The organism is Nitrospirota bacterium (genome assembly GCA_016180645.1).
In the GTDB taxonomy this organism is placed as follows: Bacteria; JACPQY01; JACPQY01; order JACPQY01; family JACPQY01; genus JACPAV01.
Genome location: JACPAV010000040.1, coordinates 12892 through 29145 on the forward strand (window position 1 = coordinate 12892; position 16254 = coordinate 29145).

General features: G+C 60.3%; 8 protein-coding genes. 4 read left to right on the forward strand and 4 right to left on the reverse strand.

Annotated elements, in window-relative coordinates; genetic code table 11:
- Nucleotides 1-644: 644 nt before the first annotated feature.
- The 4 genes from HYT87_18105 to HYT87_18120 form a co-directional block, all read right to left on the reverse strand.
- Nucleotides 645-926, reverse strand: a complete 282-nt coding sequence (locus tag HYT87_18105; protein ID MBI2061657.1) for a hypothetical protein — start codon at nucleotides 924-926, stop codon at nucleotides 645-647.
- 178 nt (nucleotides 927-1104) lie between these two features.
- On the reverse strand, nucleotides 1105-4398 hold the full coding sequence (locus HYT87_18110; GenBank protein MBI2061658.1) for an efflux RND transporter permease subunit: 3294 nt from the start codon (nucleotides 4396-4398) through the stop codon (nucleotides 1105-1107).
- Nucleotides 4399-4409: 11 nt separating this feature from the next.
- Nucleotides 4410-5678 carry a TolC family protein gene (locus HYT87_18115; GenBank protein MBI2061659.1) on the reverse strand — a complete coding sequence of 423 codons (1269 nt, stop codon included), beginning with the start codon at nucleotides 5676-5678 and terminating at the stop codon, nucleotides 4410-4412.
- 111 nt (nucleotides 5679-5789) lie between these two features.
- On the reverse strand, nucleotides 5790-6224 hold the full coding sequence (locus HYT87_18120; protein MBI2061660.1) for a hypothetical protein: 435 nt from the start codon (nucleotides 6222-6224) through the stop codon (nucleotides 5790-5792).
- 155 nt (nucleotides 6225-6379) lie between these two features.
- Here HYT87_18120 and HYT87_18125 point away from each other — a divergent pair, with 155 nt between their 5' ends.
- From HYT87_18125 to HYT87_18140, 4 genes are all read left to right on the forward strand, one after another.
- Entirely contained in the window at nucleotides 6380-7312 is a 933-nt protein-coding gene (locus tag HYT87_18125) for an HD domain-containing protein (GenBank protein MBI2061661.1), read from the forward strand.
- Nucleotides 7309-9444, forward strand: a complete 2136-nt coding sequence (locus HYT87_18130; protein MBI2061662.1) for a hypothetical protein — start codon at nucleotides 7309-7311, stop codon at nucleotides 9442-9444. Before HYT87_18125 ends, HYT87_18130 begins: the two co-directional genes overlap by 4 nt.
- Nucleotides 9445-9972: 528 nt before the next feature.
- Nucleotides 9973-13848, forward strand: coding sequence for a hypothetical protein (locus HYT87_18135; GenBank protein MBI2061663.1), 3876 nt, complete (start codon nucleotides 9973-9975; stop codon nucleotides 13846-13848).
- 777 nt (nucleotides 13849-14625) lie between these two features.
- Complete coding sequence (locus HYT87_18140) at nucleotides 14626-16104, forward strand: hypothetical protein (protein MBI2061664.1); 1479 nt, start codon at nucleotides 14626-14628, stop codon at nucleotides 16102-16104.
- Nucleotides 16105-16254 lie beyond the last annotated feature (150 nt).

The window sequence follows — 16254 nt, forward strand, 5'->3', positions numbered from 1 at the left end:
AGTCGCTGGGGGCATCGCGCCGGAGCGCCGGGGTGATGCCCCCGGAGCGGGGACGGGGGCAAGAGTGTCCAGGAGGGGAGATCCCAGGGGGATCTGATCGACTCAGCTCGACTTTTGCCATTTTTTGAAAGGTTTATGTTGGTCATGATGCGTAGGGGAGGGTCTTCAGACCCTCCCGACAAGAGGGAGCAATTCGTAGGGGCGGATCTTTAGATCCGCCCGTATTGGGAGCATCTGAAGATGCTCCCCTACGAATCGGCATTCTATCAGAGGCTCTAAGCGACGGATCCCGGAGGGAACGCAGCGATCCCGACACCGACTTCAGTCTTCGGATGCGCCAAGTATCCCTGCACCGCCGAAGCGATGGAGGATGTCACGGTGGAGTTCGTCGGCCGGAGTCCTCTCATGACCATCCTGGGAAAACACCCACACCTGTTGTTTCCACGCGGCAGCCCATCCCGTGGAGGAGTACAATTCCGGCGGCGGTCTTGATGCCCTCTACGGGCCGCACCTGCGGCATGACGCAGGCGTGTAGCGGGCAGTGAATGGGCTGATGAAGGCTGCGCTTCGCCGGCCTGTTCTGAGAGAAACACACCGGCGCAGAGGCTCCTGCGCCGGCCGCTAGAAAATCTTCCGGGGTCGGATCAGCTCAAGTCTGACTTGCAAATGTCCGTCTTGGTCTGTTCGATCGAAGTCAGGATCTCCGAGCACTCCGAATCGCTGATCGCTTCCCCCGGGTCGTCGCAGGTATATCCTTGGGCCAGGAGGTCGCAGTCGGCCTGATTGACCCCGGTTGGAAGCGGCTTGCATGCGCAGATCTTGTTAAAAAGGGTCAAGCAACTCCCCCCCGTCACGGCCGCCTTGGTCTTGCCGGCCGGGCATGAGATCTCCGCTTCGTCGTCGCTGCACGCGTAGAGGGCAGCCATGGCAAGAGTGGCAACCGTGGCTAGAATGGACTAGCTCTTGAATGAATATTTCATGATCTTCACCGCCTTTCGCCCCGCCTTGTATCCGGCGGCTTCCGGGAGGTCAAGCAAAATGTGGCTTGCGGCCGGCCTTGCAGGGCTCTTCCCCCGTTGAGGATCCGCCCTGGCAGGACCGTTTTCATGAAGATCGACTTTCTCTTTCCACCCAGGCGTAAAGGGCCGGCAGGACGATCAGGGTCAGCAGGGTCGATGTCAATACGCCGCCGATGACGACGGTGGCCAGCGGTCGCTGGACCTCCGCCCCGATGCCCGTGTTGAGGGCCATCGGCAGGAATCCGAGGCTGGCGACAAGGGCGGTCATGAGGACCGGCCGGAGGCGGATGAGGGCGCCCTCTCTCGCCGCCGAACGCGCGTCGGCTCCTTCCGCCCGCAGTTGGTTGAAGAATGTCATGAGCACCATTCCATTGAGCACGGCGATCCCCGTGAGGGCGATGAACCCGACCGCGGCCGATACGCTCAGCGGGATTCCGCGAAACGCGAGGGCGAAAACGCCTCCCGTTACGGCCAGGGGAATCCCGGTGTAGATCAACAGCGCCTGCTGGAGCGTGCCGAACGTCCGCCACAAGATAAGAAAGACGGCCGCCAGAATAAGAGGCACGATGACGGCCAATCGTTTCCGCGCTCGCTCAAGGTTCTTGAACTGGCCGCCCCAACTGAGAGAATAGCCTTCGGGAAGGTTCAGGTTTTCCGCCACGGCCCGCTTGGCCTCCTCCACGAAACTCACGATGTCCCTCCCGGAAAGGAACACCGCCACGGCCGCGTACCGTTGCGAGTAGTCGTGCGAGATGGTCGTAACCTCGCCCTTGATCTTGAAGCCGGCGACCTTGCGCAAGGGGATGCTTCCCCCGTCTATGCCGACGGGCAGGGACTTAATCGTCTCGATGTTCTCGCGCTTTTCCTCCGCCACCCTCAGCACGATTGGGAACCGCCATTGTTGCTCGTAGAAACTCCCCACTTCCTTGCCGGCCATGGCGGCCTCCAAGAGGTCGTTGACTTGGTGGATGTTCAAGCCGTAACGGGCGATGGCCGTGTAATCGGGGTGGGCGCTGAGGACCGGGCTCTTTCGCAGCGCGGTCAGGGCGTCCATCTCCACCGCCTCGGCTCCTGGTACTTTCTCAAGGACGGTGATGGCTTTCTCGATGAGCTCGGTCAGCAGCGGCAAATCCTTTCCGTAGATCCGCAGCGTCACGTCGGCGCGACTGCCCTCGAGGATTTCGCTGACGCGCATCTCGATGGGCTGGTTTTCGCTGACCTCCTGGCCCGGCGTCGCACGCTCAAGGGCCTCTTTGATGGCCCCATAAAGCTCTTTCTTGGTCCGCCGCCCGCCATGGGCCGTGGCGGGCCACTGGGAAAGGTCCTTTTTCAGAATCACGAAGGTGTCGGAGAGGTGTACGCCCATCGCGTCCATCGCGGCTTCGGCCGTCCCGACCCGCGAATAGACCTCCTCCACTTCAGGGAAGTCCGCGATCACCCTGTCGCTCTTCATCTGCATCCGCAGGGAGGCGTCCACGCCGATGTCCGATGACCGGGTCAGGTTGATGACGAAATCTCCTTCATCCAAAGGCGGCATGAAGTCCGCGCCCATGCGGCGATAGACGAGCAGGGCGGCGACGAGCAGGACGACCGCGGGGGCCAGGGCGATGGCGCGATGCCGGAGGCTTGCGTCGAGAACCGGCCGGTACATCCTGCGGAAGAGCCTGAACACGAGGGTCTCTTTTAGCTTCCCCGCCCTTACCGGCCTCAAATACAGATAAGCCAGGATCGGCATCAGGAAGACCGCAACGATAAGCGAGGCGCCCAAAGCCATCAATACTGTCACGGCCATCGGCTGGAACAGTTTTCCTTCGATCCCTTCAAGGGCCAGAATCGGCACATACACGAGCATGATGATCAACATGCCAAGAGTGACCGGTTTGATCACCTCTGATACGGAATCCAAAATCAGATCCATCCGTGAGTCGGACGCGAACGGCACTCGCGACATCTGACGGCGGCCAGGGATGGCCGCATCCTGAAGCGAGTGGCGGGAACCGGGATCGCCCCCTTCGCTCGTGGGCCTTGCCAGGCCTCGCGTAAGGCCCACGTCCGGGGACGACGATCGGAAGGTTGATACAGTCTTTGCGTCGAGTTTGCCGTTATTTTCCTCCAATCGGCGGAGCGTGTTCTCGATGATCACTATGGCGGCATCCACCAGGAGGCCGAAGTCGATGGCGCCCAGGCTCATCAGATTGGCGGAAACACCCAGCCACCTCATCCCGATAAAACCGAAAAGCATCGACAGGGGAATGGCGAGAGCAACGAATACGGAGCCGCGCAAGTTGCCCAGGAGAATGACCAGGACGGCGATGACCAGGGCCGCCCCTTCGGCGAGGTTTTTCGCCACGGTTTTCAACGTTGCGTTGACGAGGTAGCTCCGGCTGTAGACAAGCTTGAGCTCCACGTCGGGCGGCATGGGGGCCACCTTGAGTGCCCGCTCTGCGTCCGTGGCCACTTGCCGGGAGTTGGCTCCGGCGAGCATCAAGACAAATCCCAACACCGTCTCCTCGCCGTTGTAGGTCGCTCCGCCCACCCGCTGGGAATAGCCCTCGCGGACGTCCGCCACCTCGGACAAGGCCACGGGCTTGCCGCGCACGTCCAGCTTGATGGGGAGGCCGCGGATCTCCTCGAGGTTTTCCACGCGGCCGGAGGTCCTGACGATCACTTGCCTGCCCTTGGGCTGGATATAGCCCCCCCCGAAGTTCTCGCCGAGCGCCTCCAGGCGCTCGGCGATCTGTTCGATGGTGAGGCCGAATCGCTCCAGCCTCTCCGGATGGATTTCGATGTGAATCTCCTTCTTGTAGCCTCCGATGGAGTCCACCCCCGCCACGTTCTTGATCGACCGCTTGAGATAGGGCACGACAACGAAGTCGTGGAGCGTTCGGAGGTGGAGGAGACGCTCCTTCTCCGGCTTGGAAGCCAGGGGACTGCCGGGTTTGGCCAGCACCACGTACATGGCCACCTCGCCCAAGCCCGTGGTGATCGGCGCAAGCTCCGGAGAGAGGCCCCCCGGCAGCTCGCCTCGGACGCTCTGAAGCCTTTCCGCGACCTGCTGACGCGCCCAGTAGATGTCGGTCCCGTCCTCGAAATTGATGATCACCTGGGAGAGGCCGTATTTGGAGAGCGATCGCGCCTCCTTGACGCGGGCGATGCCGCTCATTTCGGTCTCGATGGGAAAGGTGACGGTCTTCTCGATCTGCTCCGGGTCCAGGGCCTTGGTGTCGGTGTTGACCATGACCTGCACCGGCGTGATGTCCGGCACGGCGTCCACGGGCAAATTCGCCACGAGATAGGCGCCGATCGCGGCAACGGCGGCAAACAGCAGGAGGACCGTAGTTCGATTTCGAAGACTTTGTTGAACCAGCCAATTCAGCATGGGATGACCTCCTATTGAGTCGCGAGTAGGGACAGCACATCCCGTTCACCGGCCAAGCCGAGCAAGTCCAGAACCTTGTCGGCGAGCGAGAACTGCGCATCGAGCGCCCGAAGGCGCGTCTCCGCGATTTCCGAATCGAGTTCGAGGAACGTGAGCAGGTCCAGGCGACCCTTCCGGAATTCTTCGTCGGCCTCTTTCAGCCCCGCGTCCAGTTCCTTCGACAAAGATTCCGGGTATCGCTGCACCGCAAATCGGGCGGCCTCGTATTCGTTCCAAAGCCGTCCCAATCGGGCCTCGATCTGCTGCTCGGTGAACCGAAGTAGCCGCCGCTTGGCCTCGATCTTTCGTTCGGAGCTTTCGATGCCGGCGATGTTCCGGTTGAGCACCGGGACAGGAAGCGAGATCCCCGCCCCGATCAGGCGTTGAGCCGTTCCGCCTCTCTCATGTTCGTAGAAAATTCCCGGCGTAAAGTCCGGCTTCGCTTCCAGTTGCGCGAGGTCTTTCTCCTTCCGCGCCGCGCCCAGGCGAATTTTCCCGGCGGCCAACTCGACGTTGCCTTCCATCGCGGCGGCGAGCCACTTCGCTCGATCGACGGCGCCCGATCCGCTAAGCCGTGGAATTTCGATATCCGGCGGCGGGGTGGAATGGAGGCCTGCGTAGAAGTTCAGCCCCTCGAACGTTGCTTTGACTTGCCCTTGGAGTTGCATGGCTTCGGTCGCCAGATTGGCCAGGCGCCTCTCCACCAATCGACGCTCAACCTTCTGTTGGGGTGAAGGCAGGAGGTGGCCGGTCAAGTACGTGCGAATCAATTCGAACCTATTCTGTCGCTCCTCATTGACCTCCGTTTTCCGCCGGCCGGTCACATACTCGTAGGCAAGCGCAACCACCTCCCGGATGACGAAGAGTTCCGTCTCCCGCAGGTCTGCTTCGGCTCCTTCCGTATCCAGCTCGCCGATTTCGCGTCGCAATCGTTGCTTGCCGGGATAGAAAACGGGCTGAGACACGGAGACCTCGAACAGCGCCCCTGTTCCGGACTCGCTCTTCAGCCCGCCGGCAAGATCCGCGGAGGGGTTCTGCCATGCCCCCGCCTGGCGGGCGGCGTAGCGCTCTTGTTCGACGCGGGCTCGGAGCGACGCGATCGATTCGCTCCGCTCCAGCGCCCGTTCGATCAAGGCGGCAAGCGTCACCGCGCCTTCAGTCTGCTCGGCGGCCATCGATCTCCCGCCCCCGCCGTCGAAGGCTATGAGAATGGCAACCACGGTCATCAAGAATCGACGCATATAGGAAACCTCCAAATCGCAATCGGATGGATTCCAAGCCATTCAGGCTTGAGTCTGGAACAACTTGAAACGGGCGCCTGCCTTTGAATGAGGGCAGGCGGGGAGAAAGAACTAGATCAGGAGGACGACCGCGCGGAGGTGGCGAAGGGACGGAGCGGCTCTCGCCGTGGAGTAAGGGAGGAGGCTATCGGTCACACGCGGGATGAGAGACGAAACGACGAGGGATCGGATGGACACGAGCGAGGATGGAGAAGGAGAAGGAAATCTGTCCGCGAGCATCAGCGGATCGTTGAGACCGGCGGTGATGAGCGGAATATCCACGCAGGGCTCGCTGTGAACTTTCACCGGTTTGTCCCCTTCGCTCCGCTTCGGGGACGACGATTTGATGGGCCATGGGGTCTTCGCGTCGTGGGCGTCGCACCCCCCCACCTCGATGGCCATCCGCCCTCCCTCGATGCACAAGACAATCGTTTCCGATCCTCCCAACCCAATCCCGATATAGGCCAGGAGCGCGAGCCAAACGGCCGACTTTTTCCTCCTGTGCATACCGGCATCCTTGCATCCATGACGGGGCTTGTCAACATCGGTATCCTTCACAAAGATGGGCATGGGGTTGATTGGGAGTGAGGATCGTAATAAGATAGCCGTCGGCACATGAAGGAACCGATGGCGTCAAGGATGACGATAGGGGTAGGCGCGGGGTGGAACGCGTAGTTCTCGAGCCGTTTGAAGAGTCCGTCCAGCTCCGGAAGAAGCGGAAGAAAGTCGATGGTCTGCTTCAGCCGCTCAGACAGGAATTGGGCACGGTTCTGGACCTCGTTATGCGCCAGGGGGCCCCGTCGTGGAACAAGCTGTTCACTCTTCTGGCCGAGGCGGTTCCGCAGATTCGACTTCAACCGGATGTCTGGCTGGAGCGTGTCTTCCACTACGATGTCGAATCGTACAGACAGAATTTCGTTTTCGATCACTCCCTCTATGTTTGCATCCTGGCCGTCGCAACCAGCCCGGACTGGAATGTCGAGGGGGAGGACCTGCTCATCCTGGCCTCGGCGGCGCTCCTGCATGATGTGGGGATGCTCACGGTTTCGACGGAAACTCTCCAAGCCCAGCGCGCACTCACGCCCGAGGAACGCCGTATCGTGGAGGAGCACCCCACTCGCGGATCGAGTCTGCTCGCGGGGGCCGGCCTGAAGAAATCGATCGTCCGCCTCGTGGCGCAGGAGCACGAACGCATGGACGGCTCGGGGTATCCAAGCCGGCTCAAAGACAAGGACGTGGACCGTCTTGTTCAGATCCTCGGCCTCTGCGACACGATCGAGAGCGTGACGCATGTGCGACCGCACCGGGCGGGCAGGGCGTTTCTGGACGCGTTCCACGCGCTCATCCTTGAGAGTTCCTCGCTCTTCCCGCAGGCCATGTGGATGGCGGCGCTGCGCCGACTCACGCCGTATCCGGCCGGAACGCTCGTCCGGCTGTCGACGGGAAAACTGGCCCGAGTGGTGCGTCCCCTCACTCAGCACCCGATGCGGCCGATGGTGGAATCGCTTGGCGAACCCGGGGAACCCCCGGACGAATCCACCGTGATGGATCTGCGACGCCATCCGATGGTGCACATTGTCGAGGCGCCGGCATGACGGGCGCCCACCCCCGATCGCGCCTCGAAAGGGTTTTCCAGCGAAGGAAAAAGACGCTGGCGATTTCCGTGATCGTGGCCATCGTCGTGGGATTTACTTTTCTTCTCTTCCGGAGATCGGTCTATCGGACTCATTCGAGCATCGAACTGGCATCGGCGCAATCGCCCGGGGCGCCGATCTTCTCGGGAATGGATCTCACCACGGAGCTCCAGGTGATCCGAAGCCTAGCGGTGATGACCCTGGTGGCCCAGGAGTTGGGACGCATCCCCAAGGGGGTGACCGACGAGGAAGCCGCCCGGAACCGTGTCTTCCAGGAGACGGCGGCGGAAATACAGGGAAAAGTCTCCGTGGCGCAAAGAGGCCATACGCACATCATCGATATTCTCGTGGAATCCAACGACGCCCGCGAGGCGCGCGATGTCGCCAACTTCACCGCATTCGCCTACAAGCAATATCGGAGCCGACGCAGCACGGAGAGGGGAGAATGGGCGGAACAGGCTTCCAGCGTCTACAAGTCGAAGATCGAGTCCGCCCTTCAGGATGCCGAGGCGAAACTCAACGCCTTCAAATTGACGCACCGGATGGTTGAAGGCCACTCGGCCCTCCAGGTTCACTTGAACCGAATCCTGGATTTGGACGAACAAACATTGCGCATCGACCAGCAATCCCGCCGGGCTCGGGATTTGATCCAAGCCCTCGGACAACCGCAGACGGCCCGGGCCGATACCATGCCTTCGCTGGAAATCATGGACGCGCCGACGGGCTACGATCTGATCCGGAATGAATATCTGGACCTCCTGTTCAAAAGGCAGGAGAAACTGACTTTGCTGACCGAATCACACCCCGAGGTGGTCGAATTGGATCGGCAGATCGACGAGACCAAGAACCAGCTGATCCGCTCGCTCGACTTGATGCTCCAGGATCTGGATGTCAAAACCCAATACCTGGCCGGTCAAAAAAACACGTTGGAGAAGGCGAATCTGACGTACCTCTCCGATGAGGTGGAGTTTGCCAAACTGTCACGCGAGGTGGAGCGACTTCAGACCATGCTCGACCGCGCGGAGCAGAACTGGCAGACCGCGCAGATCGAGGATTCGATTCGATCGGACTACGTGCGCGTTCTCGAACTGGCGCTCCTGCCCCATTCGTCGCTCCGCCGGTTTTCGCCTCTACCCCTCGCCGCGATCATCCTGCTTGGCATTCTTATCGGCGTAGGAATTGCCTTTGTTCAGGAGTCCTACCAGTTCACCCTCCATACGGTGAGCGATGTCGAATCGCAACTCCGGATGCCCGTTCTGGCCGTGGTGCCGCACGCAGAGTCCAAGAGGCCACCGGGGGCACAACGCAGCGTTGCGGATGGAATGCGCGCGCCGGCGGCCCCGGTCTTCGCCTCGATGATCACCCACTATCAACCGCAATCTTACGAGGCTGAAAGTTTCCGCATTCTTCGGGCGGCCATCTGGAAGAAACATCCCTCATGCAAAGTGGTGTTCATGACCAGCAGCGTGCCGGGAGAGGGGAAAACCTTTGTGGCCTCGAACCTGGCGATCGCTTGCGCACAGGCCCATCAGGCAACGCTGCTCCTCGAGGCCAATGTCCGGCGACCCGCCCTGCATACCGTTTTCCCCTTCGAACCCGACACCGGATTGACCCACGTGCTTACCGAGGGACGGAGTGTAATGGAATGTGGAAAAGATCTATACCATTTTCTACTGGCCGGCATCGCGCCGTCCAGCCTCCAGGCCAGTCCCGGATTGGACAACCTGCGAATCCTCCCGGCCGGCCCGGAACTCCTCAGCCCGACCGAGGCGGTGGATGAATTCATCCGTCGCGGCCTCCTCAATCAACTCAAGCGCGACTACGACGTGATCGTGATCGACGGCGCCCCCTTGGTGGCGGTGGCCGACTCTTCCCTGATGGCGCCCGTGGCGGACAGCGTCCTGCTGGTCTATCGGGTGGGCCGTACGACCCGCGCGATGGCCCGAAGGGCGCTGGACCACCTGAAAACGCTCAACGCGGATGTCATGGGTGTGGTTCTGAATGATGTCGAGATGGCGGCTGCGCCAAGCGCCTACCTGGCGTCGGACGTGGGATCTTCCCCGAAGAGCCCCGGATCGCGGGCCCCGGTCTGATGGTAAGGCCTTAGGGGTAAAACGATCTGGTTGTTTCCGCGCCAAGCATGTGGGCACTGGCTCACATACGCCGTCATCATGAGGCAAAATTGACTTGACAGATATTAAAGGAGTGTGATAAACGCCAAATTGCCTAATGCGAAAAATCGGTGGAGCGAACCGACCCAAGGAGGGGCAGTGATACGGGAGGTTGGTTGAAAGAGGAAAAAGTGCTGATTACAAAACGGGGAGTCGAATCACTAACAGTCACTCTCCTACTCTCTCTCTCTCTCTCTCGGCTGCCGCGAAGAGAAGCCTGAATCTCAGATACATCCACAATCAGTAGGTGCGACAGCCAAGGACGGCGGGGCCGCCCAGACGGCCACGAGAGGCAAGCCCGAAGACTCTCAGGGCGATCCAACGGGCACTTCGGGTGGGCAGGCGGCGAGCGGCGCGGGCGACAAGAAAGGTCAGGGAAAGCCGGGATCCGATCTCTCCGACCGGGCGGAGACGGGAGACCTCCGTCCGGAAGAATTTGTCCTGATCGTCATGGAGAATCTTCTTACCTACGCTCCGTTCCGAGCCAACGGGCCACTACCGGACGCTTACGTCGGCCGAACGTTCAAGAATCGGAGTTCATTCAAGTCCGATGGCAAGCTCGTGGTGGACGTTGTCGATAACGCCGATGGGGGACTGATCGAAGCGAAAGAAACGATCTCCGGGGTGCCTCAGCAGTTGCAGCTTCGCCAAACGCCTCCGACTTTGGAGGAGTTCACAGCCGGGCACAAGGTGATCAAGTTCATGTCGGACGGCCGAGTGGACATTCTGGATTCCACGGGCGGGCTGATCTCAACCTCTACCGGGAAGTTCTTCACGGACCCATCCGGAGCGACATGGATGTACAAGACCATCGGCGGAGCCGACAAGGGCAAGGACGCATGGGCGATCAAGGGAGAGGTTCCATCGAAACTTGAAGGCTATTCGCTCGTGTTCGAGACGAACTTTCGGAACCCGAACAAGGCGCTCGACGTGTTCGACGGCGGGGTTTACGTCAAGCGCGATTTCTCGAACAACGGCGTCCTCACCATCCGCGACAAGCCTGACAAGTTTTCCCTGGTCGTCCTCGGCAACGCCTTCCAACGCAACCGCGCCCACATCACGGGAAAGGTCCACGTGAGCGGCAATCTCAAACTTGTAGGCGAAGACGATGTTTCCGATGCGGGAGACGGTGAGGAACCGGAAGGCGATGGAGATTCAGGCGGCGCCGGCAAGCCGGATTGTCCCGGCAACTCGTGCAACTCCAACGCCGGCGGTGGTGGCCAACCCTCCGACCCCGGCTCTCAGGGCAACGGCAAGCCGGAGGACCCCGGCAGCCAGGGGAAGGGTCAAGGGCAAGACACGCCAAAGAAACAGGCGGCTTCTCCTCCAGAGGCAGAGCCATTCGTGAAACTTGATGGTTTCCTTTTTGTCGGCGGTCAGTTGGAGTCCCATGTCTCGTTGCGGATCAACAATCTGAGAATGTCCCAGATGGGATCTGATCTTATTTTCAGTAGCTTGTACGGAGCTACGGTTGGTTCTGATGTAGAGTGGGTTGCAACGACGCCGCTACAAGACCTTGTCGGCGAACCGGGAGTTGCGATTTCTGTTTATCGCGCCGGCTCGACCGCATCTCTCACACCGCCTCGAAGCCTGCTCCATCCTCGTGCCCTTTCGGACATCTCACGCATCCGCGATTTGTACCGCAAGGCTGAATTCGGCGAGATCAACCCGGTTCTTGAAGAACTGGAGGCGGAAGGAATCGTAAGTCTCGTTGTCGGGAACAGCGAGAACTTTCCGACTTTGATTGAGGCAACGGGTGTTCCCGGCTTCTTGGTCGGCCTCCACGACACGATCAAGGAATTTCATGCAGAAGGAAGACAAGATGTCCGGTTTGTTGGCGCCCGATTTGTCCCGCCCCTTTTCTATTTCGGCGAATTCATTCTGGACGGTCAGCCGGCATCCAATGTCATTGTGCACCCCACGTCGCCAACAATCGTCGTGGCTTCCGACGCGATGCTTGGCGCCATCCTCGCAACCTATTCGGAGTACCTCGGCGACCCGGAAGGAACCGCCTTGAGAGCTTCGGAATGGGAGCAGCTCAGGAGTCAATTGGTCCGACAGGCGTCGTCGTCAACCTTGGCTCCGAGGCGGGATGACCTTTGGACGGTCGGCCAGTTGCCCGGAGGGTGCGGCTATCTCAATGACCACAAGCCGATCCACTATCGACAACTCGACGCCTTCACATTCGGCCCGACGGGATTGACGCCTCATCTGTTTGGCGCGTCGACTCCACCATCGCTGCCGGCCCCTCTCTGCGAGGGGCCGGTGGTGTCCTCCGCGCAGCCCGGCGGCTCCACGGTCTCAGCGCCGCGCCCGGGTCCTCGGTGGGTGTTCAGCAACACGTTCAATTGGACTCCCGGTGTGGCTCAGGTCCACGGGGCGGTTACGGTGATGACCGAGTTGTTGGAATATTTCGCGGAGGAAACATTCCGACCGAAACCCCCGGCCCAATTCGAACCGACCTGCATCCCATTCGACACGGGTCGGCCGTGCACCTCCAATCCTGGTGATGCCCCTGCCGATATCGCCAACCGGCTGTCGTTGCGCACTGCGATTGAAGATCTCGCCGACAAGCGCACGATGGCCAACGGGCTCTTTTGTTTTGATCTCTTTTGGTGCCGCGGAGCATTCGGGGCTTGCAGCAGCAGTTGCCGCGCTTCCAACATCAGTTGGCTGTGCCTGGATTGCGTCCGGAGGAACTGTCCCCAAGCCCTTGCCCAGTGTCAACCCTCCGTGCTCGGGTGGGCGCCAGACTTGTCAGCGATTCTGCAGCAGGAAATCAGCGCTCTGGGGTATCGCGCCACGATAGTTCCCACCTCTGAATCCAATTTTGATGCGATGAAGAACAGGATTGATGCCGGTGAAGGCCCTTCGATTCTTGTCGCCAGTGCGGTGGCAGACGCTCCAAAGGATGTGGCGCATGGCCAATCCTTTCTTCAGGTTGGCGTAATGGAAAGGTTCATCGGCTCGGGTGAGGATTGTCGGATAAAGGACATTTTTTCGCCGGATCAAGAGTTCGTGTATCTGGTGCAACCCGATGGTTACTCCGTGTCCTTGCAGAGGGTGGGCAAGGATTTTGGGGACTACTGGTGGTGGAACGCCATCATCGTGGAAACACCGGTGGAAGACGTACGTTCACTTCCGGATGCGGATGGAGATGGATACGGCGATGTGACGAGGCTCTTCGATCCCATCGTTGACTGCAAAGTGAGGCGAGTCGAGGTCAAGCCGCCCGAGGGCTGCAGGAAATTCCGGGGCAACGCGCCCTATTCCCCAGCCCAGTCCCAGCTCGATTGCGACGATTCCAACTGCGACATCAACCCCGGGGCGTCGGAGCGCTGCAATGATATCGATGACGACTGTGACAGCGCGATCGATGAAACCTTCCCGGACAAGGGGAAGGGTTGCTCGGCCGGCATCGGTGAGTGCAAGAAAGACGGGGTCAACGTGTGCAACAGCGAGCATACGGGAGTCGTCTGCAACGCCAAGCCGGGGGATCCCACTCCGGAAGAATGCGACAACAAGGACAATGATTGCGACGGTCTTGTGGACGACGATCCGAACAACACTCAGCCGTGGGGCCGACTCCTGAGTTGTTTTGACGGCCAGGGGACACCCGGAGTCGGCATCTGCAAGTACGGATGGAAAACTCAGCAGTGCTCGGCAGGCACGTGGGTGGATATCAGCACCGGTTGCCCCGGGCAGGTGACAGCCCAGACAGAGGTCTGCAACCACCAGGACGATGACTGCGACAGACAGACGGACGAAGGCAACGAGGATAACGACCCTGTAGCCCTGTGTGCATTACCCCCTGACTGCGATGACAAGAACCCCGCGCGGTACCCCGGGAATACCGAGATCTGCGACGGTTTGGACAACAACTGCGATGGTCAGGTGGACGAAGGGATCAGCGGCACTCAGTGCAGCACAGGATACCCCGGCATCTGCTCCACGGGAGTGGTTTCGTGCGGCTGGCTCTTCGGATACATTTGCTGGGCTGATGTTTGGCCTGGTTCGCGCTCCGAGGGATCTACTTGTGCAGACCGCAACGGCCAAGACGACAATTGCGACGGACTTGTGGATGAGGGGACGTCTCACCCGGAGGTCTGTGATGATGTCGACAATGATTGCGACGGGTGCGTCGACTACGAGATCATCCGGGTTTCCGGTCGAAGAGTGTGCTTTAACACCTGTCCATCTCCGATCATCGACCCGAATTGCGTTGAAAGTGGCTGTTTTACGGAGCCTGACCATGATGAATACCGTGATACGTGTTGCACCACGGCCCTGTGCCAATTGGCTATTCATCGGCAGTGTCCCAACTGAACCAGTCGCGGAGGCGTTAATATGAACAGAATAGAAATGCGAACGGCGATCCGGGCCGTTGTCATTTGTGCTGGGCTAGGAATGGCTTCATGTGAAAACAATGAAAGTAGCGGGCCTGTTGCTCCCGTGATCTGTCCGACGGAGGAGGAGATGGCTTGCTTTCGCAAGATGTCGGAGGCCACCGACGCGCTGCCACGCTGTTGGAAGCACGAGGGCACCTGTCCTGAGTCCGTCTCGGGCTGCGGAATCCTCCAAGCGGATCGAAACACCTGTGTGTGGCCCGATGGCGCCAAGCTGACCGGGTACAGCCAGCCGGAGCTCGAACTGATACTTTCCGACGGCACCGCATGCTACAAATCGCGCTTCGTAAGCACATCCGAACATCGGATTACACTGGGGTCTCAATCGTTCCGCTACCTATTTGAAGGCGACATTCGGGCGGGTGGAGCGTTTACCATCGAGTGCGACGATGGATCCAAGAGTGGGCCTTTCACCACCTCTCAATTGACCCAATGTGCAGCCGCGGCGGCTGGGACAGCGGGGTCCAAAACAACGACCCAAGCGCCTAGCAGCCGTGAAATCTGGTGCTGTTCAACAACTACTCCGCCGTCATGCCCGCAACCGATCAAGATTGCTCCGCCCGTCGCCTCTAGTCCGACGGAAACTAGCTCTCCGAACGCTGGCGGAACAAGCGCGTCGGAGGTTCCTGGGTCAGTCGGGTTGTTCGAGCGGATGATGGGGCTGCTGCGGTAGAATCCTGCGGGTGGGGCCGGTGGCATGGTTGGCTTCTTCGGTGTTCGAAATCTGCTCTTTGCGACTGCGGTCATAGGCGCCTCAACCGGTTGCCAGGTACAGAAGGATACCACGCCTCCCAAGTTCACAGGCCTCGCTACCGCCACTGCAATTTCCACCTCGGAGATCGAACTTTCCTGGGAACCGGCAACGGACGATACGACCCCACCGGAACGAATCGTCTACGACCTCTGCCAATCCACGGCCCCCGGAAAGTGTTCCGAGTTCTCGGACCTTCAGACGACCCCTCCTGGGGCATTCGATTTCACGGTCTCGGGTCTCAATCAGGGGACGAGATATTACCTCGTCGTTCGGGCGCGCGATGAGGCGGGGAACCTCGACGACAACACCGTCGAGAGAAGCGCGCGCACGATCCCGACTGCGGTTGTGAGAAGCATTTCGGCCGGCAGCGGCACAACGTGCGCCTTGTTGTCCGATGGAACTGTGAGATGCTGGGGTGAAAACCGCATCGGACAACTGGGAAATGGCACTCGTCCGGATGGATCTTTGACGCCTATAGAGGTATCCAGCTTGACCGGCGCCTCTGCTGTGTCTTTGGGCGGTTTCCACACCTGCGCTCTCTTGCACAAGGGGGAGATTCGATGTTGGGGGGACAATGACTTCGGGCAGTTGGGGCTTGGTGCTTTCCCTCTAGCTGATACTCCCATGATGGTGAAAGGGGTCAACAATGTGGTACAAATCGCTGCGGGAGGAGATCACACCTGCGCTCTCACGGCGGACGGTGCGGTCAGTTGCTGGGGGAGTAATGTAGCGGGCGAACTTGGGGCCGGATCAGGGAAAGTGGGTCCGCAGATCTGCATGTACTCTGACGCTTGCAGCCTCACTCCTGTTGAGGCCAAGATCGGCAGCGGTACGGTGACCTCGGTCAGCGCGGGTGGGACGCACACGTGTGCGGTGTTTGCCGATCGAACGGTTCGCTGCTGGGGATGGAACTTATACGGCCAGCTCGGGGATGGGACCACGGCTGAGCGCTCAGGTGCCGTGCAAGTCAGTGGAGTGGATGACGCAGTAGCCGTCGACGCCGGAGACCTCCACACGTGCGCCCTCACCGCCAGTGGGACGGTGAAATGCTGGGGGGATATTCCATCAGGCCGGCTACCACCCGGTACTGCGCCTGGAAAGGTGAGAACCGTGCTGGACGGTGTCCAGTCGATTTCGGGGGGGTTTACTCACGTCTGCGCCGTGTTGACGAACAGGTCTATGAAATGCTGGGGAGCCAATGAGTCGGGGGAAGTTGGAGACGGATCCCAGGTTTTTCAAGCGGCGCCTGTCCCTGTGGTCTTGGAGTATCCTGTGTCCACCGTTGCCGTGGGTCTGGCCCACACCTGTGCGCTGACCCAATCAGGGCAAGTGATGTGTTGGGGCAACAATCAAGTGGGGCAACTCGGGGACGGCACAACCATCAATCGCATGACACCCGTGCCAGTCGTCGACTTGCCCTGAACCCGTGCATGCTTGGGGTCAGTCGTCATGGCCGAATGGCCACCCGCGAACGATGAAAATGGGGCGCGCCCTCTTGAGGTGGGTCGCGCCATGCCCACTAGATATTGCGCTCCGGCCCCGGAATCGGATTGCGGACGGCGAGACGGGTTC